Source organism: Thioalkalivibrio sp. ALE11, from assembly GCF_000381205.1.
Lineage (GTDB): Bacteria > Pseudomonadota > Gammaproteobacteria > Ectothiorhodospirales > Ectothiorhodospiraceae > Thioalkalivibrio.
Genome location: NZ_KB906165.1, coordinates 296823 through 316612, shown reverse-complemented (window position 1 = coordinate 316612; position 19790 = coordinate 296823). Strand labels below are relative to the sequence as shown.

The 19790-nt window shown below is 68.8% G+C and carries 24 protein-coding genes and 1 tRNA gene; 6 read left to right on the top strand and 19 right to left on the bottom strand.

Annotated elements, in window-relative coordinates:
- Positions 1-8: 8 nt before the first annotated feature.
- Positions 9-1052 carry a M14 family metallopeptidase gene (locus F620_RS0103635; RefSeq protein WP_018869726.1) on the top strand — a complete coding sequence of 348 codons (1044 nt, stop codon included), beginning with the start codon at positions 9-11 and terminating at the stop codon, positions 1050-1052.
- 15 nt (positions 1053-1067) lie between these two features.
- Here F620_RS0103635 and F620_RS0103630 read toward each other — a convergent pair whose 3' ends face one another.
- The 4 genes from F620_RS0103630 to F620_RS0103615 all read right to left on the bottom strand — a co-directional run bounded on the left by F620_RS0103630 (position 1068) and on the right by F620_RS0103615 (position 2642).
- The gene (locus F620_RS0103630) at positions 1068-1277 is read right to left on the bottom strand and encodes a hypothetical protein (RefSeq protein ID WP_024328285.1); all 210 of its coding nucleotides are present in this window, start codon (positions 1275-1277) and stop codon (positions 1068-1070) included.
- Between the two features lie 131 nt (positions 1278-1408).
- A tRNA-Met gene (locus tag F620_RS0103625) sits at positions 1409-1485 on the bottom strand.
- 65 nt (positions 1486-1550) lie between these two features.
- On the bottom strand, positions 1551-1856 hold the full coding sequence (locus tag F620_RS0103620) for a ferredoxin (RefSeq protein ID WP_018869723.1): 306 nt from the start codon (positions 1854-1856) through the stop codon (positions 1551-1553).
- A gap of 48 nt (positions 1857-1904) precedes the next feature.
- Positions 1905-2642, bottom strand: a complete 738-nt coding sequence (locus F620_RS0103615) for a YdiY family protein (protein ID WP_026331297.1) — start codon at positions 2640-2642, stop codon at positions 1905-1907.
- A gap of 103 nt (positions 2643-2745) precedes the next feature.
- On the opposite strand from F620_RS0103615, the gene F620_RS0103610 reads away from it, so the two are divergent.
- Together F620_RS0103610 and coq7 are read left to right on the top strand one after the other, a co-directional pair.
- Positions 2746-3933 (top strand): (Fe-S)-binding protein, encoded by a 1188-nt coding sequence (locus F620_RS0103610; RefSeq protein ID WP_019569483.1) that lies wholly within the window; start codon positions 2746-2748, stop codon positions 3931-3933.
- Between the two features lie 27 nt (positions 3934-3960).
- Positions 3961-4602: a 2-polyprenyl-3-methyl-6-methoxy-1,4-benzoquinone monooxygenase gene (gene coq7, locus F620_RS0103605; protein WP_019022708.1), complete on the top strand. Its 642-nt coding sequence runs from the start codon at positions 3961-3963 to the stop codon at positions 4600-4602.
- Between the two features lie 37 nt (positions 4603-4639).
- On the opposite strand, the gene speD is transcribed toward coq7, so the two are convergent.
- Both speD and F620_RS0103595 read right to left on the bottom strand, forming a co-directional pair.
- Complete coding sequence (speD, locus tag F620_RS0103600; protein ID WP_018869719.1) at positions 4640-5449, bottom strand: adenosylmethionine decarboxylase; 810 nt, start codon at positions 5447-5449, stop codon at positions 4640-4642.
- A gap of 85 nt (positions 5450-5534) precedes the next feature.
- Positions 5535-5963, bottom strand: a complete 429-nt coding sequence (locus F620_RS0103595; protein WP_019569482.1) for an OsmC family protein — start codon at positions 5961-5963, stop codon at positions 5535-5537.
- A 154-nt stretch (positions 5964-6117) separates the two neighbouring features.
- On the opposite strand from F620_RS0103595, the gene crp reads away from it, so the two are divergent.
- Positions 6118-6732: a cAMP-activated global transcriptional regulator CRP gene (crp, locus tag F620_RS0103590; RefSeq protein WP_018947530.1), complete on the top strand. Its 615-nt coding sequence runs from the start codon at positions 6118-6120 to the stop codon at positions 6730-6732.
- A gap of 15 nt (positions 6733-6747) precedes the next feature.
- Here crp and trpC read toward each other — a convergent pair whose 3' ends face one another.
- From trpC to purE, 12 genes are all read right to left on the bottom strand, one after another.
- Positions 6748-7557 carry an indole-3-glycerol phosphate synthase TrpC gene (gene trpC, locus F620_RS0103585; protein ID WP_019569481.1) on the bottom strand — a complete coding sequence of 270 codons (810 nt, stop codon included), beginning with the start codon at positions 7555-7557 and terminating at the stop codon, positions 6748-6750.
- Positions 7558-7560: 3 nt separating this feature from the next.
- Positions 7561-8592, bottom strand: coding sequence for an anthranilate phosphoribosyltransferase (trpD, locus tag F620_RS0103580; protein WP_019569480.1), 1032 nt, complete (start codon positions 8590-8592; stop codon positions 7561-7563).
- Between the two features lie 64 nt (positions 8593-8656).
- A complete protein-coding gene (locus tag F620_RS0103575) occupies positions 8657-9874 on the bottom strand; it encodes a multidrug effflux MFS transporter (protein ID WP_019569479.1) in 1218 nt (405 codons plus the stop codon).
- An 85-nt stretch (positions 9875-9959) separates the two neighbouring features.
- Positions 9960-10553 (bottom strand): aminodeoxychorismate/anthranilate synthase component II, encoded by a 594-nt coding sequence (locus F620_RS0103570; RefSeq protein WP_018869713.1) that lies wholly within the window; start codon positions 10551-10553, stop codon positions 9960-9962.
- Positions 10554-10664: 111 nt separating this feature from the next.
- A complete protein-coding gene (gene trpE / locus F620_RS0103565) occupies positions 10665-12152 on the bottom strand; it encodes an anthranilate synthase component I (RefSeq protein ID WP_018869712.1) in 1488 nt (495 codons plus the stop codon).
- A gap of 98 nt (positions 12153-12250) precedes the next feature.
- Positions 12251-12934, bottom strand: a complete 684-nt coding sequence (locus F620_RS0103560) for a phosphoglycolate phosphatase (RefSeq protein ID WP_026300895.1) — start codon at positions 12932-12934, stop codon at positions 12251-12253.
- A 48-nt stretch (positions 12935-12982) separates the two neighbouring features.
- A complete protein-coding gene (gene rpe, locus F620_RS0103555) occupies positions 12983-13672 on the bottom strand; it encodes a ribulose-phosphate 3-epimerase (RefSeq protein WP_018869710.1) in 690 nt (229 codons plus the stop codon).
- Between the two features lie 150 nt (positions 13673-13822).
- A complete protein-coding gene (locus tag F620_RS0103550) occupies positions 13823-14146 on the bottom strand; it encodes a c-type cytochrome (RefSeq protein ID WP_018869709.1) in 324 nt (107 codons plus the stop codon).
- Between the two features lie 124 nt (positions 14147-14270).
- Positions 14271-14936: an energy-coupling factor ABC transporter permease gene (locus F620_RS0103545; protein ID WP_019569478.1), complete on the bottom strand. Its 666-nt coding sequence runs from the start codon at positions 14934-14936 to the stop codon at positions 14271-14273.
- A gap of 3 nt (positions 14937-14939) precedes the next feature.
- Positions 14940-15560, bottom strand: coding sequence for a class I SAM-dependent methyltransferase (locus tag F620_RS0103540; protein ID WP_019569477.1), 621 nt, complete (start codon positions 15558-15560; stop codon positions 14940-14942).
- The gene (locus tag F620_RS0103535; protein ID WP_019569476.1) at positions 15557-16726 is read right to left on the bottom strand and encodes a 5-(carboxyamino)imidazole ribonucleotide synthase; all 1170 of its coding nucleotides are present in this window, start codon (positions 16724-16726) and stop codon (positions 15557-15559) included. Before F620_RS0103535 ends, F620_RS0103540 begins: the two co-directional genes overlap by 4 nt.
- A gap of 7 nt (positions 16727-16733) precedes the next feature.
- Entirely contained in the window at positions 16734-17249 is a 516-nt protein-coding gene (gene purE / locus F620_RS0103530; RefSeq protein ID WP_019022698.1) for a 5-(carboxyamino)imidazole ribonucleotide mutase, read from the bottom strand.
- Positions 17250-17345: 96 nt separating this feature from the next.
- On the opposite strand from purE, the gene F620_RS0103525 reads away from it, so the two are divergent.
- Both F620_RS0103525 and bioD read left to right on the top strand, forming a co-directional pair.
- Positions 17346-18254 (top strand): phosphoribosylaminoimidazolesuccinocarboxamide synthase, encoded by a 909-nt coding sequence (locus F620_RS0103525; RefSeq protein ID WP_019569475.1) that lies wholly within the window; start codon positions 17346-17348, stop codon positions 18252-18254.
- Positions 18251-18967: a dethiobiotin synthase gene (bioD, locus tag F620_RS0103520; RefSeq protein ID WP_019569474.1), complete on the top strand. Its 717-nt coding sequence runs from the start codon at positions 18251-18253 to the stop codon at positions 18965-18967. The genes F620_RS0103525 and bioD overlap by 4 nt, the downstream gene beginning before the upstream one ends.
- Here bioD and F620_RS0103515 read toward each other — a convergent pair.
- A complete protein-coding gene (locus F620_RS0103515) occupies positions 18898-19686 on the bottom strand; it encodes a lipid-binding SYLF domain-containing protein (protein ID WP_019569473.1) in 789 nt (262 codons plus the stop codon). The two genes, bioD and F620_RS0103515, sit on opposite strands and share 70 nt — an antisense overlap.
- Positions 19687-19790 lie beyond the last annotated feature (104 nt).

Genomic DNA, 19790 nt, shown 5'->3' with positions numbered 1-19790 from the left:
ACCGAATCATGCCGCAAGACCGACCCGCGATCCGCGAATATTTCGAGCTGCCCGACGGTTTTCTCGACGCCACGCCACGCACCCTGAGCGAGGTCGTGCCGGAACCGGCCCTGATCCACCTCGGCGGGCGCCGCGAGCCCGCGGTGGCCGTGGTGCTCCTGCTGCACGGCAACGAACCGGTCGGCCTGCATGCCATCCAGCAGCTGCTGCGCCACTACACCCATCGCGAGCTGCCGCGCGCGCTGACCCTGGTAATCGGCAACCCGCAGGCCGCCGCGCTGGACCAGCGCCACCTCGACCAGCAGCCCGACTTCAACCGGATCTGGCCGGGCACCGAACAGCCGGGATCACCCGAGGCGGAGAGCTTCGCCGCACTGGTGGCCCGGCTGCGCGAGCGGGGGCTGTTCGCGGCCATCGACCTGCACAACAACACCGGACGCAACCCGCATTACGCCTGCATCAACCGCCTCGACCCGGCGTTCATGCAGCTGGCCGCCCTGTTCGGACGTACGGTGGTCTATTTCACCCGCCCGCGCGGCGTCGCCTCCATGGCCCTGGCCGAGCTGGCGCCCTCGGTCACCCTGGAATGCGGGCACCCGGACGATGCCGCCGGGGTACAGCACGCCTTCGAGATGGTGGATGCGGTGCTGCACCTCAGCGCCTTCCCCGACCATCCGCCGGAGCGCGACGCGATCGACATCTACCACACCGTGGCGCGGGTGCGGTTGCGTCCGGGGATGCGGGCGAGCACCGGAACGGATGCGGACGTCCGCCTGGAACCCGACCTGGACCGGCTCAACTTCCAGATGCTGCCGGCCGGGTCCTGCCTGGTGCGGCGCCAGCCGGAGGTGGACGACCCGCTGGTGGTCACCGCGGAGGACGGCGCGGAGGTCACCGGGACCTATCTGGAGACCCGCGGGGAGGAGATCCGCCTGCGGCGCGACGCGATGCCGTCCATGCTGACCCTCGACAGCCGGGTCATCACCCAGGACTGCCTGTGCTACCTGATGGAACCCATGGACATGGGGACACTCACCGGAAACGTCGGCTGAGGCGGGAAACGGGGATCAGGCGTCGCGCTCGATGCGCTCGACGATCTGAGCGGGGCGGTCACCCTTGCGGTAGTTCGACAGATCGGCGGTGGTCTCGGCAAAGGCCTTTTCGCGGGCCTCTTCGGTCTCGTACCAGCGACAGGCCTCCCAGTCGGGACCCAGCAGATGCGGCATGCGGAAGGTCGCGTCCTCGGGCATGCGAATGCGAATACCGTAACGTTTCATGGTTCGGGCCTGCGCGGGTAGTGGAAACAGCGCGCCAAGTGTAGCCATCCCCCGGAATCGCGGCAATACGCGTCACCGGAGCCCGACACCCAAACGAAAAAGGGCTGCCGAGGCAGCCCCTTGAATCTGGTTGGTGGCTACGCCCTGATTCGAACAGGGGACCCCATCATTATGAGTGATGTGCTCTAACCAGCTGAGCTACGTAGCCACGCGGGTTGCGAATTCTCCCGGGCCGGGATGGTGAAGTCAAGGCCCCGCCGGGTATCCGCCGTGTCAGATCTGCAGGCGTTCGACGATCCGTCCGTTCGCCAGGTGTTCTTCCAGGATCTCGTCGATGTCGCGCTCGTCCTGGTAGGTGTACCAGACGCCTTCGGGATACACCACCGCCACCGGGCCTTCGTTGCAGCGGTCCAGGCAGCCGGCGGTGTTCACCCGCACCTGCCCCTTGCCGTGGATGCCCATCTCCTTGGCCCGGTTCTTGGCATACGAGCGCATCTCGGTCGCCCCGTGATCCTCGCAGCAGTTGCCGTCTTCCCGGCAATTGGTACAGAAGAAGATATGCCGCTGGTAATAGCCCATGCGATGCTCCCGGATCAAATCCGCTTCATCATACTGTGTCCGGCCGGTTCAGCGAAAACGCCAGACCAGGCTGACCTCACTGATGGTATCGGTGTTTTTCTTGCCAGGCTCGACATCGGTGTTGTGCTTGACGGTGAAGCTGGTCCGCAAAGCCATGCGGTCGGTCATGTCGGCGGTCAGGGCGAGGATGTTCTCGACCTCGGTGTTGTCCCGACCGCTGATGATCAGCAGCTCGTCGGTCAGACGTGCGCTCTCGCTGATGTCCCAGCGCAGATTGCCCCCGATCCGGCCGACCGCGTCGGTGTCGGACTCGCCGGATTCGGCCAGGCGTGCCTGACGGGCGCCGGCGCCGATCTCGCCATCCAGTCGCAGGCGCTCGCGATCCACCAGACGCCGGCCGTAACCCACGGTCTGCGAGGCCTGATAGTCGTAGCTGCTGAAACGGTCGCGTTCGTAACGCAGCGCGCCGAACACGTAATCGTGTTCCGCCAGACGCCGGTCAAGCTGGTACCCCGCGATATAACGCTGCCCCGTGGTCTCGCGGTCTTCCTCGGTGAAAAGCGCGTCGCCACGCAGCCGGTTGCGCCACAACTCGGCGGTATGCTCGGCGCGGATCCGACCGCTGGCGGTGGCCGACTCGGTATTCCCGGTCGTCAGCGAGGCTCCGGCCTCCAGAGTGGTTTCCCATCCCTCCGCATCCCAGGCCTGAGCCTGCGAGACTGGTATGCTGACAAACATGACGGAAGACAACAGTACGGCGGCAGAACGCGGTACACGCGACAACATGGGACCCTCCGGGTCGGCAAACGGGCCCGGGACCCTAGCAAAGCCGCTGGGGAGCTCCGACCTACCCCCGAAGTACACGGGGCTTTCGGCGGTGGATCAGTGCGTGCACTGCGGTCTGTGCCTGCCCCACTGCCCCACCTACGGACTGCACCGGCAGGAAGGCGACTCCCCGCGAGGTCGCCTGACCCTGATGCAGGGCCTGGCCCGCGGCGAGCTCGATCCGCAGTCCCCCCGCCTGCGCAGCCATCTGGAAGGCTGTCTCGGCTGCCGCTCCTGCGAAGCCGTGTGCCCGGCCGGAGTCCCCTTCGGTGCCCTGATGGACCGCACCCGCGAAATCCTCCTTCAGGAATCGGACGCGCCGGAGAGCGCCCCGCTGCCCATGCCTCGCATGCTGCACGACCGCCTGCTGGGATCGCCCCGGCTGCGGCGACTCGCCGGCCTCGGGGCCCGGGCCGCCGCACGCCTGCCGCGCGCCGGGCTCCCGGGACTGGACGCCACCGTGCGCCGGGCCCTGGAACATGCGCGCCCCAGCCTCGCCCCGCCTCCCCGGCTGCGCGCCGACGGCCCGCCCGACGCGGTCGACGTGCTGCTGTTCACCGGCTGCATGGACGCCTTCTTCACCGGGCCCGACCTGGAAGCGGCCCTGACCGTCCTGCATGCGCTGGGTCTGAAGGTGGGCATCCCCTCCTCCCCGACCTGCTGCGGCGCCCTGGACCGACACGCCGGACGCCCCGCGGCAGCCACGGAACTGGAGCGGCACAATCGCGAAGCCTTCGGTGCGGCCGAGGATGGCCCGCCGGTGATCGTCCTCGACAGCGGCTGCGAGGCGACCCTGCGCGAGGCCGCCGACAGCTTCCCCGGCGCCCGCGCGACCAGCCTCACGCGCTTCGTCGCCCGACACCTGGAGGAACACGGGCCGCCCCGTGACGGCTGGCGCGAAGACCCGGTGCGCGTCGCCCTGCATCGCCCCTGCACCCAGCGGAACGTCACCCGCGAGGGCGAGATCCTGCCGACGCTGCTGCGCGGCCTGCCCGGCGTGACCCTCGCCGGGACCCCGTCCCTCCCCAACTGCTGCGGCGCCGGTGGCACCGCGATGCTCGCCTGGCCGGAGCAGGCCGATGCCCTGGGACAGCAGACCCTGCAGGCCCTGGGTACGGAGGCTCCTGACTGCATCGTCTCCGGCAACGTGGGTTGCCGGGTGCATCTGCGCGCCCTGCAGCCGCAATCGCCTGAAGACCCGCCGCTTGTCTCCCCGGCCCGTTTCCTTGCGGGGCGCCTCGCGGTAACCTGAGACAAGGCCCATACCCGAGCGCCCGCCATGCGCCGACTCTCCCCGCTGGATCATCTGATCACCCAGGCCGACGCCCTCGTCAAGGTCGTCTCCGGGCATGCCCGCTCCACCGGCCGCCCGTCGCCCGGTGGCGACGAACCCGGTCCGATGCTGGACGACCACGACCGTCAGGAAACCGGGCGGCTGATGCGGGTCAACCATGCCGGCGAGGTGGCCGCCCAGGGCCTGTATCAGGGACAGATGCTCACCGCCCGCACCCCGGCGATTCGCGCGCAGCTGGACCAGGCGGCACGCGAGGAAGGCGACCACCTGCACTGGTGCGCCCGGCGGGTCCACGAGATGGGCATGCACACCAGCCTGCTGACGCCCTTGTGGTACGTCAGCTCGCTGGGCGTGGGTGCGCTGGCCGGGCTGGCCGGGGACCGTTACAGCCTGGGCTTTGTCGACGAGACCGAGCGCCAGGTGGAGCAGCACCTGGACCGCCACCTGGACCGCCTGCCGCCCTCCGACACCGTGTCGGCGCGCATCCTCGAGCAAATGAAGCAGGAAGAGGTGGAACACGGGGCAAAGGCCATGGCGATGGGGGGTCGGACCCTGCCGTGGCCGGTGCGCAGCGTGCTGATGCCGCTGACCTCGAAGATCATGACGCACACCGCCTACCGGCTCTGAGCCCGGTTTCCCCGGGCCGGGCATCCCGCGCGGCGCGTCAGCTCCCGCGGCTCATGTTCTTGCCGTAGAAGATCTCCATCATCTCGTGCTTGAGCAGCTTGGCGATGCGCTTGGCTTCCTTCGCCGAGTAGTCGTCCTTGCCCAGCCCGAACAGGTAGTTGTCGAGGTCGAAATCCTTCAGCACCATCTTGGTGTGGAACAGGTACTCCTGGTACACGTTCACGTCCACCATCTGGTACTTGTCCTTGGTGTCGCGCGACAGGAAGTCCTGGATGGAGTTGATCTTGTGATCGATGAAGTGCTTCTTGCCGCGCACGTCCCGGGTAAAGCCGCGCACCCGGTAGTCCATGATCACGATGTCCGACTCGAAGCTGTGGATCAGGTAGTTCAGCGCGCGCAGCGGTGAAATGCGCCCGCAAGTGGACACGTCGATATCCGCGCGAAAGGTTGCGATCCCGCCCTCCGGATGCGCCTCCGGATAGGTGTGCACGGTGATGTGGCTCTTGTCGAGATGCCCGACCACGGTCTCCGGCAGCGGTCCCGGGCCCTCGGTGTAGCCGATCTGCTCGGTGGCCACCGGCTCCTCGGAGATCAGCATGGTCACCGACGCGCCCTGCGGATCGTAGTCCTGGCGCGAGATGTCGAGGATGTTGGCACCGATCAGGTGCGCCACGTCCGTCAGGATCTGCGTCAGACGCTGGGCGTTGTAGGCCTCGTCGATGTAGGCGATGTACTCGTCGCGATGACGATCGCCCGACGCATAGCAGATGTCATAGATATTGAAGCTCAGGCTCTTGGTCAGGTTGTTGAAGCCGTGGAGCTTGATCTGCTTCTTGTGACGCGACATGGCGTACCCTCTTGCCCGGGCCGTAAGGAGCGGCGAATTGTAGAGACATCACGCGGCGAGTCAACGGCTTGCACCCGCCAGCGGCTCAGCGCGGAGCCGGCCCTTCCACGATCTCGAAATCATGGGTCACGCGGGCCGACGCCCCCAGCATCATCGACGCCGAACAGTATTTCTCGGCGGAGAGCTGTACCGCCCGTGCGACGTGCTTTTGCGACAGATCGTTCCCGTACACCCGGAAATGCACATGGATGTCGGTGAAGACCTTCGGCACCTCGTCGGCGCGGGTGCCGTCGATGTCCACCTGACAGTCCAGCACATCCTGCCGCGACTTCTTCAGCATCGCCACCACGTCGAAACTGGTGCAGCCGCCCAGTCCCAGCAGCAGCATCTCCATCGGCCGCGCCCCCAGGTTGCGCCCGCCGGCGTCCGGCGCCCCGTCCATCACCACCGCGTGGCCGCTGTCCGTCTCGCCGACGAAAGCCACACCGTCCAGCCATTTCACGCGTACCCGCATTTATCCACCCTGCCCGATATTTTTGTGAACCCGTCGAAGCAGAATCGTCACCGAAGCCCCCGCCGGGTGCATTACACTCTCGTGCACTACACTTTAACGTGTTCTCCCGATCGAACCGGTAATCATGAGCAAGCCTTCCCCGGCCCAAGCGGCCATGCCCAACCATTCTCCGGCGATGGAGCGTCTGCTGGAACACTGCCAGCGCCGCCACTATCCGCGCCGCACCACCGTGATCCAGGCGGGCACGGTACCGGACACGCTGTACTACGTACTCGGCGGCTCGGTCTCCGTGCTGGGCGAGAACAACGGCCACGAACTGGTGCTGGCCTATCTCAACCGCGGCGAATTCTTCGGCGAGCTCGGGCTGTTCGAGGACGACCCGCGCAGCGCCACGGTCGTCACCCGCGAGGACACCGACACCGCGGAGATCCCCTACACGCGCTTCCGCGAGCTGGCGATGCGCGACCCCGAGATCCTGATGCTGCTGACCCGGCAGATCGCCGCCCGCCTGCGGCAGACCTCGCGCAAGGTCATGGACCTCGCCTTTGTCGACGTCACCGGCCGCATCGCGCACACCCTGCTCGACCTCGCTCAGCAGCCCGACGCAATGACCCACCCCGACGGCATGCAACTGCGCATCACCCGCCAGGAACTGGCGCGCATCGTCGGCTGCTCGCGCGAGATGGCCGGCCGCGTGCTCAAGGAACTGGAAGAACGCGGCCTGATCAGCGCGCACGGCAAGACCATCGTGGTCTACGGCACGCGCTGATCCCCCGGCCCCGGCTCAGCCCTCGCCGCGGAACAGCCGCCCGAGGGCTGCGCCCGGATCCTCCTCGCGCATGAAGGCCTCGCCCACGAGGAACGCATTCACCCCCGCGTCGCGCATCCGCTGCACGTCCTCGACGGTGTGGATGCCGCTCTCGGTCACCAGCAGCACGTCTTCCGGCACCCGGTCGAGCAGCTCCAGGGTGGTCTCCAGACGCGTCTCGAAACTGCGCAGGTCGCGGTTGTTGATGCCGATCAGGTCCGCACCCAGGCGTACCGCGCGCTCCAGTTCCTCGGCGTCGTGCACCTCCACCAGCGGATCCATGCCCAGCTCGCGGGTGAGGAAGATCAGTTCGCCCAGGTTGGTGTCATCCAGCACCGCCGCAATCAGCAGCACCGCATCGGCCCCCAGCACCCGCGCCTCGTAGACCTGATACAGGTCGATCACGAAGTCCTTGCGCAGGATCGGCAGGTCGCAGGCCACGTGCGCCGCACGCAGGTCACCGTCGCGGCCCTTGAAGAAGCTCACGTCCGTCAGCACCGACAGGCAGGTGGCCCCGTGCTCGGCATACGAACGCGCGAACGCGTCCGGGTTGAAGTTCGGACTGATCTGCCCCTTGCTGGGGCTGGCCTTCTTGATCTCGGCGATCACCGCGGCGCGCCCGGCGTCGATGTCCGCCTGCAGCGCGGCGCGGAAACCGCGCGGCTCCTCCGCCGACGTCAGCCAGCCACGCAGTTCGCGCAGGGGCTGCACGTCGGAGCGCTCGATCAGCTCCTCGCGCTTGCGTTCGAGGATCCGCTCGAGGATATCGGGGGTGTCGTCACTCATGTTTCAACTCTCCTTTTGTGCCAGCCGCGTGGAGACGGCCTGCAGCTGTTCCAGTCGTTCGCGGGCGGCGCCACTGTCGATCACCTCGGCGGCCCGGCGTACGCCCGCCTCCAGGCTTGGCGCGCCGCCGCCCACGAAGATCGCCGCGCCGGCGTTGAGCAGGACGATGTCGCGCGCGGGTCCCGGCGTACCCGCCAGCACGTCGCGCAGCATCGCCGCCGAGGCCGCCACGTCGGCGACCCGCACGGTGTCCAGGGCGGCGGTGGTGAGGCCGACATCCTCCGGCCGCAGGGTATATTCCGTAATCTCGCCGTCGCGCAGTTCCGCCACCCGGGTCGGCGCGCCGATGCTGATCTCGTCCAGCCCGTCCTCGGCGTTCACCACCATCACGTGTTCGGAACCCAGACCCTTCAGGGCCTCCGCCAGCGGTCGCAGCCAGTCCGCGGAGAACACCCCCAGCACCTGGTTGGGCGCACCGGCCGGATTGGTCAGCGGCCCCAGCACGTTGAACAGCGTGCGCACGCCGAGCTCCCGGCGTGGCCCGATCGCATGGCGCATCGCCCCGTGATGGGCCGGGGCGAACAGGAAGCCGACTCCGACCTCCCGGATGCAGGTGGCCACCGCGTCGGGGCCCAGCTCCAGGTTTACGCCCAGGGTTTCCAGCACATCGGCGGAGCCCGAACGCGAGGACACCGACCGGTTGCCGTGCTTGGCCACCCGCACCCCGGCGGCCGCGGCCACCAGTGCCGAGGCGGTGGAGATGTTGAAGGTCCCGGAGGCATCGCCCCCGGTCCCGCAGGTATCCACCAGGCCGGCGCGCGGGACGTCCACCCGCGTGGCCAGTTCCCGCATCACCCCGGCGGCGGCGCGGATCTCGTCGATGGTCTCGCCCTTCATCCGCAGGGCGACCAGCAGGCCGCCGATCTGGGCATCGGTCGCCTCGCCGCCCATCACCGCGCGCATCACGGCGGTCATCTCGTCGGCGTCCAGGTCCTGGCGTTCAACCAGCTTCGCAATGGCTTGGGGCAGGGTCACGTTCGTTCTCCGGCTGCTGGGCGGTCAGGGATCAACGGGGCACAGTTTAGGGAAACGCGCGGCTTTACGCAGGTCGACCGGCCGCCGGGGCGCGCGGCACGTCGCGCGGACCGCCGCCCAGCCACCAGATCAGCGCCCCGACCAACCACACCACCAGGGCCCCCGCCACCAGGTGGCGCGGATCATCATCCAGATGGTCGACCAGGAACAGCGTCAGCAATGCACTGATGCCCAGCTGCACGAAGGCCTGCATTGCCGAGGCCATGCCGCGTGCCCCGGGGTAGCAGTCCAGCGCCAGCAGGGTCAGCGACGGCATGGCCGTGGCCAGGGCGAAACTGTACAGCGCGAACGGCCCGGTGATCGACACCACCGGTCCGTCCAGCCAGGCACCGACCCCGATCAGCACCAGGGCCGTTCCGCTCAGGCCCAGGCCGATGCTCACGGCGGCCTGCGGCGTCAGGCGCGCGGCCGAGCGCCCGGCCACGAACGCCCCCAGCAGGAGCCCCGCCACCAGCGGCAGGAACAGCCACCAGAAATCGCGTTCGTCCCCGCCCAGATGCTCGTAGATCAGCGTCGGCGAGGCCGCGATGAAGATGAACATCGCCCCGAACATCGCCGCGTGCACCCCCACCGGCCGCAGGAATCGCGGGTTGCGCAGGGTGCGCAGATAGCCCTGCACGATCGCCGGTGGCCGGCTGCGCACCCGCCCGACCGGCGGCAGCGTCTCCGGCAGGAACGCCCGCGCCGCCAGCAGCAGCACGCCGCCGTACAGCGCGAGGAAGGCGAACACCGAGCGCCAGCCAAAGCCGGCCTGCAGCCAGCCCCCGATGATGGGTGCGGCAGCCGGCCCGATGGAGAACACCATGGTGACCAGAGCAAAGACCCGGCGCGCATCGGTCGGGTCGAAACGGTCGCGCACCAGCGCCCTACCGACCACCACCCCGGTGGCCGCCGCCAACCCCTGCAGGATGCGCAGGGTGACGACCTGCCAGTAGGCGGTGGACACCACCAGCAGAGCGGAGATCAGCAGATAGGCGAACAGCGCCCACAACACCACCGGGCGCCGCCCGAAGGCGTCCGACAGCGGACCGGTGACCAGCGTGGACAGGGCAAACGCCACCAGGTAGGCGGACAGCGTGGCCTGCATCGCCGCCGAGTCCACCGCGAGGGCCTCGGCCATCGCCGGGAACGACGGCAGATAGGTATCCAGCGAGAACGGCGCCAGCATCACCAGCGGCGCCACCAGCAGCGCATAGCGCAGCCGGGTACGGCGGTCGCTCAATGACGGCACGGCAGTCGTCGCGCCGGGTGGTCACGCAAAGGCGTCTGGAGCGCGAACGCGCACATGGGCTCGCGTTTCCCCGGCGTCACGCCGGCTGCGGCAGGCGGCGCAGGAAGTTGTCCAGCAGCTCGTGGCCCTGACGGGTAAGGATGGATTCCGGGTGGAACTGCACGCCTTCCACGTCCAGTTCACGGTGACGCAGTCCCATGATCTCGTCACGCCTGCCGTCGGCGTGTTCCGTCCACGCGGTGACTTCCAGGCAGTCGGGCACCGAGCCGGCATCCACCACCAGCGAGTGATAGCGGGTGGCCTCCAGCGGATTCTCCAGCCCGGTGAACACGCCCTGACCGGTGTGATGCACCGGCGAGGTCTTCCCGTGCATGATCTCGCGGGCGCGCACCACGGATCCGCCGAAGGCCTGCCCGATGGCCTGGTGCCCGAGGCAGACCCCGAGGATCGGGATCTCGCCGGCGAAGCGCTCGATCACCGCCAGCGATACCCCGGCCTCGTTGGGGGTGCAGGGACCCGGGGAGATGACGATCCCGGCGGGGTCCAGCGTGGCGATGTCCTCCGGGGTGATGCGGTCATTGCGATGCACGGCCACCTCCGCCCCCAGCTCGCCCAGATACTGCACGAGGTTGTAGGTGAAGGAGTCATAGTTGTCGAGCATCAGGATCATGTCGGGCTCCCGGATGGCCTGGACGGCGAGTTGCGGACAAGCGTAGCGCGGCGCGAGGAACGAAGCCCGGAAACCCGGGCAAAAGGGGGTCCACCCGCGCCGGCGGCGAAATCAGCGGCGGTGGCGGCGCGGCCCCAGCCCGCCGAGCGCAGTCTCCGCCGCGCGCACCACGGCGCGGCCCTTGTTCAGGGTCTCCTGCCACTCGTTCTCGGGCACCGAGTCGTGCACCACGCCGGCCCCGGCCTGGATGTGCAGCTCGCCTTCGTGCAGCACCGCCGTGCGGATGGCGATCGCGGTGTCCATGTTGCCGGACCAGGAGAGATACCCCACCGCCCCGGAGTACGGCCCGCGCTTGACCGGCTCCAGCTCGTCGATGATCTCCAGCGCTCGGATCTTGGGCGCGCCGCTGACCGTGCCGGCCGGGAAGGTCGCGCGCAGCACGTCCATCGCCGACAGCCCCGGCGCCAGCTCGCCTTCCACGTTGGAGACGATGTGCATCACGTGCGAATAGCGTTCCACCACCATGGTGTCGGTGACCCGCACCGAGCCGGTGCGGCTGACCCGGCCGGCATCATTGCGCCCCAGGTCGATCAGCATCAGATGTTCGGCACGCTCCTTGGGATCGGCCAGCAGTTCGGCCTCCAGCGCGCGGTCCTCGTCCGGATCGCGCCCGCGCGGCCGGGTCCCGGCGATCGGGCGCACGGTCACGCGTTCGTCCTCCAGGCGCACCAGGATCTCCGGCGACGCGCCGACCACGTGGTGATCGCCCAGGTCCAGGTAATACATGTAGGGCGAAGGATTCAGTTCGCGCAGGGCGCGGTAGAGATCCAGCGGCGGCGCGGAAAACGGCACGCTCATGCGCTGTGCCAGCACCACCTGCATCACGTCGCCGTCCAGGATGTACTGCTGCGCCTTCTCCACCGCCGCCTGGAAGCCCTCGGCCGACCAGCCGGGAACGTATTCCGGCACCGCGTGCGGATGCGGCGGATCGTCCGGCGGAACCAGCGGCTCGCCCAGACGGGTCTCGAGTTCGTCCAGGCGCTCGGACGCCACCGCCTGCCCGTCCGGCCGGGACGCATCGGCATGCACCACCAGGTACGCGCGACTGGACAGGTTGTCGTAGACCACGACTTCCTCGGAGACCAGCAGCAGGATGTCCGGCAGGCCCAGTTCGTCAGGCTTGTCCGGGCCGTCCAGGCGCGGCTCGATGAGACGCACGGTCTCGAACCCGAAGTAGCCGACCAGTCCGCCGGTGAAGCGCGGCAGGCCCGGCAGATCGGCCACCCGGAAACGCGCCTGATAGGCCTCGATCCAGGCCAGCGGGTCGGCCACGGTCTCGCGTTCGACCACCTCGCCGTCGGTCTCCACCGTGATCTCGTGGCCGTGCACCCTCACCAGGGTGCGGGCCGGCAGCCCCACGAACGAATAGCGCCCCCAGCGCTCGCCGCCCTGCACCGATTCGAACAGATACGAATACGGCCGGTTGGCCAGCTTGAGGAAGATCGACAGCGGGGTCTCGAGGTCGGCGAGCACCTCGCGCACCAGCGGGATGCGGTTATGCCCCTCGCGGGCGAGTTCGTCGAACTGTTCGGGGGTCATGGCGGACATTTCCTGGCAACGGGTCGGATGAAGGACGGCGGTTCAGAGGCCGTCGCGCCATCGTCCGGTCGCGGGGAAGCAGGCGTCCATGACCGGCCTCATGCCGCCCGTGCCGGCAGTCGCGCAGGGAGCTCGTCCAGACGGTCCAGCACCGCGTCCGGATTCTGGTCGCGGATGTCGTCCCCGTGATTGTAGCCGTAGGTCATGCAGACGATCTGGAATCCCGCCGCGCGCGCCGCCTTCACGTCGCTCTTCGAATCCCCGACCATCAGCGAATCCTCCGGCTTCACGCCCAGCTCGCGTGCGGCATGCCACAGGGGCTCGGGGTCCGGTTTTTTCTTGTCCAGGTCGTCGCCGGCGACCACGATCTCGAAGTCGTCGAGGATGCCCTTCTCCGCCAGCAACGGGCGGGTGAAGCAGCCCGCCTTGTTGGTCACGCAGCCCAGGCGGTAACCCTCGGCCTTCAACCGGTCCAGGCCCTCGCGCACGCCGGGATACAGCGGGCTGCGCCCGGCGGTGTTCTCCTGGTAGATCCGCATGAACACCGGCAGGGCCCGCTGGTACAGCTCCGGGTCGGGCTCGCCGTCGAGATCGTTGACCAGCGCACGCTGCACCAGCCGCTCGACGCCGTTGCCCACCCAGTTGCGCACCGCGGCCTCGCCGCGCTCGGGCAGACCGAGCTCGCGCATCATCGCGTCCACACTCCAGGCCAGATCGGGCACGCTGTCGATCAGCGTGCCGTCCAGGTCGATCAGGATCATGGCGGGACGTTTCAGACTCACGGGCACCTCGCGGCGACGGGCGGAAGGGACGAGCGGGACGCGGACGCCTCAGGCGCCGGCCAGCTCCTCGCGCATCTTCTTGAGGATGCTGTCGTAGCGGTTGGGATCGGAATCCTCACCCGCACCAAAGATCGCGGATCCGGCCACAAAGGTGTCTGCGCCGGCCGCCTTGACCTCGCGGATGTTGTCGGCCTTCACGCCGCCGTCAATCTCCAGGCGGATATCACGCCCGGAGGCGTCGATGCGCTGGCGCGCCTCGCGCAGCTTGTCCAGCGTGCCGGGGATGAACTTCTGCCCGCCGAAACCGGGGTTCACCGACATCAGCAGGATCATGTCGACCTTGTCCATCACGTAATCCAGATGCGACAGCGGGGTCGCCGGATTGAACACCAGCCCGGCCTTGCAGCCCTCGCTCTTGATCAGCTGCAGAGTGCGGTCGATGTGGTCGGAGGCCTCCGGATGGAAGGTGATGTAGCTGGCACCGGCCTGGGCGAAATCCGGGATGATGCGGTCCACCGGCTTCACCATCAGGTGCACGTCGATCGGCGCCTGGATGCCGTGCTTGCGCAGGGCTTCGCAGACCAGCGGACCGATGGTCAGGTTGGGGACATAGTGGTTGTCCATCACGTCGAAGTGGACGATGTCGGCGCCCGAGTTGAGGACGTTCTCGACTTCCTCGCCCAGCCGGGCGAAATCGGCGGACAGGATGGACGGAGCAATCAGGTCGGGTTGTGCCATGCGGTGCCTCGCGAAGGTTAAATCGGGAAGGAGACCGGCGCGTGCCGGTTCTTCTGAACCGCAAAACTTTACCCGAAGGCGCGGCCCCGGGCAAAAATCCGGGACCGCGCAGCGGGGCCGACGAGCGTCGCCCCCGGGGCAAACCGCGCCTTATTCGGCGAACTCGGTCTCGATGAAGGCCGCCACGTTGGCGATGTCCTCGTCGCTCAGCGACTGCGCGTGGGGGCGCATCAGCGCGGTGTTGTCGCCCACCTGCTCGCCGGCGCGGTAGCGTTCGAGCTTGTCGGTGACGTAGGCGGCGTCCTGACCCTTCAGGGCCGGGAAGATCGCCTGACCACGCCCGTCCGCCTGGTGGCAGCTGGCACACACGGCCTGGTACATGGACTGCCCGGCCTTGATGTCGGCCGCCTGCGCCGGGAGGGTAAAGGCGAGGGCCAGACCGGCCCCGGTCATCAGCGCGAATGCGTTCTTCATTGTTGTTGTCTCCTGCTGGATCCTTCGGGTTTTGTGCACAGGGTCTCGGCCGCTGCGTGGAAGGAACATTAGCAGGCACTTCCTGAACGGTTCATTAAACAAATGCTGATTTGATCGGGGCAGGTCAGCGTCCGTGGAGATAGCGCTCGTCCGACCAGGTGGCCAGCCAGCCCGGGCGCAGGACCACCAGGGCCGTGACCACGATGCCGTTGACCACCGACTCGGGCAGGATCAGCAGGGGGAGATAGCGCACGTAGTCGCGATAGACCTCGTGCCAGGCCAGTTCGGTGAACAGGCCGTACACCGCCGCGGTACCCAGCACCGCGACCACCGCCGACAGCGCCCCTCCGAGGAAGGCCACCCCGTAAAGATAGATGAACATGTGCGGCGGCAGGCGGGTTTCGGTCAGGCGCAGCAGCCCCCAGGTCACCGCCACCGGCAGGATGCCGGCCAGCAACACGGTCAGGGGCACGGTCGACATCGGCAGCACGCCGAACAGTCCGAGCACGCCCACCACCAGAAACGCCAGCAGGATCGCCAGCTGCCAGCCGAACACCAGGGTCACTGCGGTCATGCCCATCAGGTGGAGGGCCAGGCCGTCCACGGTCTGCGCGCGCAGGGTCCAGATGACCAGCAGCGCGATGAATGCGCCGACGAACAGCTGCGCGCGACCGGGGATGAAAAAGGCCTCCCAGGGCATGCGACGCAGCATCACGACCAGCCCCGCCCCGGTCAGCAGGGCCACCAGCACCTGGAGCGCGACGGGCAGATCGGCCGCACCCTCGGCCACGGGTCAGTCCTCCTCGCGGCGCGCCAGGGCGACGGTGTAGTCGCGCCCCTGCTTGAGCTTGTCGTAGTTGCCGAACACCTCGCGAAACCCCTTCTCGATGAAGCGTCGCAGCCCGGTAATGGTCACGACATACAACCGCCCTCCGGGGTTCATCTGCTCGTGCGCATCCAGCAGCCAGGTATAGAGCAGCTCGCGCCCGACCTTGGCCGGGAGATTGGAGGCGACGACATCGAAGCGACGGTCGCGGATATGCGAGAAGCCGTTGCTCAGCAGGCATTCGACGTTGCTCAGCCCGTTACGCTCGGCATTCGCGCGGGCGTATTCCACCGCCATGAAGTTGGTGTCCACCAGGGTGCAGGCCCCGGGGGCGGCCTTGTGCGCCATCACCAGGCCGATCGGGCCGTAGCCGCAGCCGAGATCGAGGCAGCGATCACCGGATCCGATCTCGGCGTGCCGCAGCAACAGCCGGGTCCCGTCGTCGATCCGCCGCGGCGAGAACAGGCCCCACGTGGTGCGCAGGCGCAGCGGCACGCCTTCCAGGGTCTCCTCGATCTCGAGGTCCTGTTTCAGTTCGGCCTGACGCGCGCGACGAGCGGCGGCATGGGGAAAATCGTTCCGACTCATTGCGATGGTTCTCCGGCGAGGCCCCGCCACAGGGATTCGGCGACGTCGGCTACCGCGTCGGCGTCGGCGTCGTCCTCGCCCGGCAGGCCGACCACGTTCACATGCCCCATCTTGCGCCCCGGACAGGCCTCGGCCTTGCCGTACAGATGCAGCCGGGCCCGCGACTCGCCGAGCACGCCGGTCCAGTCCGGCGCCGTCGCCGCCGGCCACAGGTCGCCCAGCAGGTTGACCATGGCCACCGGAGCGGTCGCCCGGGCCGGGGCCAGCGCCAGGCCACAGACCGCTCGCAGCTGCTGTTCGAACTGCGACACGCTGCAGGCATCCAGGGTGTAATGGCCGGAATTGTGGGGCCGCGGGGCGATCTCGTTGACCAGCAGCTCGCCGCCGGCGGTCACGAAGAATTCCACCGCCAGCACCCCGCAGTAATCCAGATGATCGGCAACCCGCAGCGCGACGTCACGGGCCTGCTGCTCCAGTGGGGCGGACAGACGCGCCGGGACCCGGGTCAAATGCAGGATGCCGTGGCGATGATGGTTCTCGGCCACCGGGCACACCTCGCTGCGCCCGTCGGGCGCGCGCGCCACGATCACCGAAACCTCACGCGCCAGCTCGACCTGCTCTTCCAGCACGCAGTCCACCCCGCCCAGCCCGGCATGGGCCGCGGCCAGGTGGTCCGGATCCTCGAGACGGGCCTGCCCCTTGCCGTCATAGCCCAGGCGAGCGGTCTTGAGCACCGCCGGGAAGCGCGGCTCGCCGGCCCCGGTGGCCGGGGGCTGCGGATCACGACCGGCCAGCACCGGTCGCCACGGCGCCACCGCGATGCCCGCCTCGCCCAGAAAGCGCTTCTCCTCCAGGCGATCCTGGGCAATCGTCAGCGCCCGCACCCCCGGCCGCAGGCAACCACGCGCCGCGACCCGTTCCAGCGATTCGGCGGGGATGTTCTCGAACTCGGCGGTGACCACCGCGCAGGCATCGGCCAGCTGATCCAGCGCCGCGTGATCGTCGAATGCGGCGACGCGGTGCCAGTCCGCGACCGCTCCGGCCGGGCTGCGCGGGTCCGGGTCCATCACCATCACGGCATAGCCCGAACGGCGCGCGGCCAGCACGAAATAGCGGCCCAGCTGGCCGCCGCCCAGCAAGCCGAGGGTGGCGGGCGGAACAATCATGACCGGTTCACGCCGGGTCCGGCGGCAGGGACTGACCGAGAACGGCGTCGCGCTGTTCGGCGCGGAAGGCATCCAGCCGGGCCGCGAGATCGGGGTCGCCGGTGGCCAGCATCGCGGCCGCGAACAGCGCGGCATTGGCGGCACCCGATTCGCCGATGGCGAAGGTGGCCACCGGGATCCCGCGCGGCATCTGCACGATGGACAGCAGCGAGTCCTCGCCCTGCAGGTGACGCGAGGCCACGGGCACGCCCAGCACCGGCACCGGCGTCTTGGCGGCCAGCATGCCCGGCAGGTGCGCGGCGCCACCGGCGCCCGCGATGATCGCGGACAGGCCCCGCTCGCGTGCCTGTTCGGCATACTCGAACAGCAGGTCCGGCGTGCGATGCGCGGACACCACGCGGGTCTCGTGGGGGATCTCCAGGCGCGCCAGCAGTTCGGCCGCGCGCTCCATGGTTCCCCAGTCCGAGGTGCTGCCCATGACCACGCCCACGCGCGGCGGTGTTGCGGTGTCGGTGATATTCATCCGCGCAACCATAGCGGGAGCGCCGTGCGGCGACAAGCCGGCCGGCGGTCTTCGGCGGCGCGTTCCCTGTGTCGCCACAGCCGCTACAATACGCGGATGAACGATACCCTTCTTGAAAGTGACATCCCCGACCTGGAATGCGTCCACCGCGGCAAGGTGCGCGACCTGTACCGGGTGGACGACGACCACTGGCTGATGGTGACCACCGACCGGCTGTCGGCATTCGACGTGATCCTGCCTACCCCGGTGCCGGACAAGGGACGAGTGTTGACCGCGATCACCGTGTACTGGATGCGGCGCATCGAGCGCGAGCTGGGCATCCCCAATCAGCTGACCGATATACCGCTGGCCGAGGTGGTGCCGGACCCCGGGGTGCGCGCGCCGCTCGAGGGGCGCAGCCTGGTGGTCCGGCGACTGGAGGCCCTGCCGGTGGAAGCGGTGGTACGCGGCTACCTGATCGGCTCCGGCTGGAAGGACTATCAGGCGACGGGTGCGGTCTGCGGTCTCCCGCTGCCACCGGGCCTGGAACTGGCCGGGGCACTGCCGGAGCCATTGTTCACGCCCAGCACCAAGGCGGCGGTCGGGGATCACGACGAGAACGTCGACTTCGACCATGTCGCCGCGGCCATCGGCGAGGAGCGCGCGCGCGAGGTGCGCGACGCCAGCATCGCGATCTACAACCTGGCTCGCGAGCATGCCGCCGCCCGCGGGATCATCATCGCCGACACCAAATTCGAATTCGGACTCGACCGCGAAGGCCGCCTGCATCTGATCGACGAGGTCCTGACACCCGACTCCTCGCGCTTCTGGCCGGCGGACGAATACACCCCGGGCCGCAGCCCCGCGTCGTTCGACAAGCAGTACGTGCGTGACTACCTCGAGACCCTGGACTGGGACAAGACGGCCCCGGGCCCGGTGCTGCCCGCGGAGATCGCCGATCAGACGGCGGCGCGCTATCGCGAGGCGCTGGAACGCCTGACCGGGTCGCCGCTCGACCGGCCATGAATCCCGCGGGCCTGTTCGTCAGCGCAACCGACACCGGCGTGGGCAAGACCTTCGTCGGCTGCGCGCTGCTGCAGGCCTGGTGCGCGGCGGGGCTGAACCCCGTCCCGTGCAAGCCGGCGGAATCCGGCTGCGAGACAGGGCCGGACGGCCTGTATCCCGCCGACGGCGTGGCCCTGACCGCAGCCGCGGGGCTGCCCCCGGCGGCAGTGGCACGGGTGACCCCCTGGCGGTTCCCCGATGCCCTCGCCCCGGACCAGGCGGCGCGCAACACCGGTCGCCCGCTGTACCTCGCGGACCTGGTCGACGCCTGCGAGGCACAACGGGAAGAAGCGGAGGGGCCGCTGCTGGTGGAAGGCGCCGGCGGCTTTTATTCGCCGCTGGCCGAGGATGCGCTGAACGCCGACCTGGCCGTGGCGCTCGGCCTGCCGGTGCTGCTGGTGGCGGAAGACCGCCTCGGGACGCTGAACACCTGCCTGCTGACACTGGAGGCCCTGGAGCGGCGCGGACTCGCACTGGCGGGGATCGTGCTCAACCGGCGCCAGCCCGACACCGATCCACGCCTGGACAACGCATCCGCCCTGCAACGGCGCACACCAGTGCCGGTGATCGAACTGGCCGAGGGGACAGCCCCGGAGGCGGCCGGTCAGAGGGTCTCGACCTCCATCGCATCGGGCCTGATTCCGCCTTCGGCCGGATCGGCCTCCGGCCGCTGATCCTCACCGCCCCGCGCCGGGACCTCGTCGGCCTCGTCTCCGCGGAGCTCGAGCAGGGCATCACGCAGGGCATGAGTCCCGGGGTGATCCACCCTGCGGCCCTCCAGGATGTGCACCGGCCGCAGGTCCTCGCCGTAGTAGGCCTCGTTGAAGTCTTCGCGAACCGTCAGGCGCGAGCCTTCGAAGCTCATCCCCAGATACGCCCCGCGCGCCCGCGCGTAAGAAATGAAATCCGCATTGACGGAGGCACTGCGCCCGGCGCCCACCGGCCCCGCGGCGACTTCGGCATCACCTCCCAGGCGCATGGACGAGGCAAACAGCGAATCGCGGGCATCGGGCCGCCGTGCCACCATCACCACCTCGGCGGCATCCCCGCCGATCTGTACGCCGAAGCTGACCGATCCCAGGGAATAGAACCCCACGGGACTGTAATCGCCCTCGTCTTCGTCCCAGGCCAGGGCCACGCCCAGCCCGCCGGAACCGCCAATGAAGAACCCGCCACGGATCACGCGCGGGAAGATCACCACCGCATGCGCTTCCCGCAGGTCGGCGCGCAGCGCAGGATAGTCGGGGTGCCCGGCCATGCGGGTGAGGGTGTCCTTCGCGCGGTCGACGATGTCCTGCGGATCGACGTCGCGCGCGAAGGGATTGGCACTGGCCGGCGCCGCCAGGGAAAGGATCAGGGCAAGGGCGAGGAGCAGGACTGCGAAATGACGCATCGGGACCTCCGGGGAGGGGCCGTTGTTCGGGACAGGCCGCCATGATGGCACAAAAAAAGGGGGCCGAAGCCCCCTTTTTCGTGCATCCGTGCGCGGATCGCGAG